The organism is Mesorhizobium sp. M4B.F.Ca.ET.089.01.1.1 (genome assembly GCF_004022605.1).
Lineage (GTDB): Bacteria > Pseudomonadota > Alphaproteobacteria > Rhizobiales > Rhizobiaceae > Mesorhizobium > Mesorhizobium abyssinicae.
Genome location: NZ_RZOS01000639.1, coordinates 1 through 2,480 on the forward strand (window position 1 = coordinate 1; position 2,480 = coordinate 2,480).

Consider the following 2,480-nt stretch of genomic DNA (forward strand, 5'->3'; position numbering starts at 1 on the left):
ATCGAAAACGGATTGACCGGCATCAGCCGGCCGGTCAGTTCGATCGGCTGCACGGGCGCCGGGATCGGGAAGAAATCGGTCAGGCCAAGCGGGTCGTCGACCTTCTTCAGCACAATGCCGTTGTCGTCGATGAAGATGACCTTGCGACTGCTCTTGTCCCAGATTTCCCAGCCGCACAGATCGCTGTCGCCTTCCCCGCGCGCCTTCTTCTCCTGGTCGTCGGTCTGGATACTGATCAGCCCGGCGTCGAAGACTGCGCCCTCATCTTCGCGCTGCACGACGAAGCGGAATGCGTCCCACGGCCGGTCTTTCCAGCGCTTGGCCGGGCCGTGCCGGTAGTCACGCCAGCTTACAGCCTCGAACTCGATGCACTCGTTTGCGAGGCGTTCGGACTGGCCGCCCGCAGTAGATGCGCCAGATAGCGCTGAATAGTCGTCCCCGCCTTGAACGTCGTCGCCCACCTTTGCATCGCCAGCACTTGCTCCACCGTCAGCGGCTGCGCTCGCTCGCTCAAGCTCTGCATTGGTCGTCTCGTCCTTTACGATGTCGCTCTTGAACCGAAGCCGGATGATGCCGCGACCCGCCAGGAAACTGTCTTGCGCCTCCCCTTCCAGTTCGACCTGGAGCTTGGAGTCGTCGACCTGCTTGCGAATGGCGCGCTCGATCAGCTCGGCGACGTCCTTCGCGGCCGGATCCTCGTCGGCGAAGCGTCGGCGGATGTCTGGCGCGGGCGGACTGTTGATGATCGCCGGAACGATTGTCTCCACGTTCGCGAACAGGATGTTGAAGTCATAGGTGTTGCCGAGCGTGGCGGACGTGCTCAGGTCGTCGGACTTGGTTTCGCCGGTGTAGGCCTTCACCGCTTTTTCGGCGTCGTCCATCCACTGCTTTTCGAGCTTACCGGCCGCCTCGACGCGCGCAAGCCACTTCGACCCCTCTTTACGAAGGGTCTCGCCCTGCTTCTGCTGATCGGGGGTGCGCTTGTCCGCCTTGGTCATGGCGGACAGGATGCTGGCGGCGAATGCGAAATTCTAAGCCGCTTGAAACGTATGCCCGCAAGGCAGTCACTCGACGGTTGCCCAGACGGCCTCAAAAAACTCGTTCAGCACATCAGGCGTAATGACAAGTGTGCGTTCACTCGCATGCTTCACGGTGGCAACCCGAGGGAAGAGGTCGGGACGTTTCTCGTAGATCCCTTTGGCAGACCTCCCGGGTGGATGCTTCGCGCAGTTCGCCGCCAGCTCAAGCTGATCTAGGAGGGCGTTCAATCGGCTGCGATCCGCCGCTGCCCTCGATTCTCTCGCAATCCGCGGTTTCTTATGACGCTCCCAGAGATGAAACAGCGCGATCAAGAACGCTTTCCGAACTAGGTGCGATCCACGCTGCGCTTGGGCGCTATCCTCACCCGCGCGCTCGTAGAGCTGCCCAATGGGATCATCAGGATCGTCGAGATTTGGTTCTGGAAATTCGTCGTGAGGGCCGAGCCCAAGTTGACGACGAACCATCGTCTCCACTTCATCTTCGCGATGCTGAAGACCTTGCAAGGCGCCGGCGTAGGCCTCGTCCAAGTCCGTAAGATCGACCTTGAACATCCACTGTTTGATGGCCTTGGAAATGGTTGGCGATAGTTTCGTCACGTCACGACCTGAGCGCTAATCGATATCGCTGAACACCAGCTGCGGTTCCTTGTCAGTCGAGCGTTGTCGCCTAAGTTCAAACTCGATCCCGGCAGCCTGCAGAGCCTCCCGAACTACTAGTTCGTCGTCGGTTTCTGTGTCGCCTGTGTTGCCATAGATTGTAAGGCCGCTTGCTGGCAGTTTGTCGCCTCCCATCGTAGCCCAATGACGTACTTCCCATCCGTGCCGTTCGAACAGTTTCCTGATTTGCGTTTGCACCTTCCCGCATAGGAGACTGGACCCATCACGCGATACAATTACCGCACCAGGCTTATGCCGCTTTAGCACAGCGGCTATCTTGGCGAGTTGTTCAGGCGAGAATAGTCGAGGGTCGTGTTCCAAATCTCGAATTCGGGCCTCCAGCCTCTCGACTCTCGCGTGAGCTTCTTCTGGTGAAGCTCCGTCAAGCTTCTCCTTGTAGGCTTCGATACGTTCCTTCAGGATCGCTATGCGCTGGCTGTACATGAAGCGCCCGACTGCCCATCCTGAAGCGAGGATGGCAAACGCTACCGGCGCAAATCCCCAGGGCGCCTGTGTCACGAGCGGCCAAACGGCCTTAAGTTGATCGATAAACCCCATGCGCTTTTCATATCAGCACACTTTCGATCAGTCATCGGGTTCACTCTTCGGTCGCCGGCTTGAACTTCCGGACGATGAATTCGAACACGATGTCCGAAATCCACATCGCCGAGACGCCGATCAGAAAGGCCGCTGCCAGGACAGTGGTCTCGTCGCTGGCATCGGGGATAGGCAGACCAATCGCTTGCGAGTAGGCCACGGTCGGCAGCGTCAGGTAGGCGGCGG

Annotated in this window: 2 protein-coding genes and 2 pseudogenes; all 4 read right to left on the reverse strand. The window is 59.2% G+C overall.

The window, feature by feature from the left end:
* Nucleotides 1-998: pseudogene (locus EN780_RS31995) on the reverse strand (hypothetical protein); the annotation flags it as partial.
* 66 nt (nt 999-1,064) lie between these two features.
* On the reverse strand, nt 1,065-1,637 hold the full coding sequence (locus tag EN780_RS32000; protein ID WP_128276268.1) for a hypothetical protein: 573 nt from the start codon (nt 1,635-1,637) through the stop codon (nt 1,065-1,067).
* Nucleotides 1,638-1,652: 15 nt separating this feature from the next.
* A complete protein-coding gene (locus EN780_RS32005; protein ID WP_128276269.1) occupies nt 1,653-2,255 on the reverse strand; it encodes a hypothetical protein in 603 nt (200 codons plus the stop codon).
* A 40-nt stretch (nt 2,256-2,295) separates the two neighbouring features.
* Nucleotides 2,296-2,480: pseudogene (locus EN780_RS32010) on the reverse strand (hypothetical protein); the annotation flags it as partial.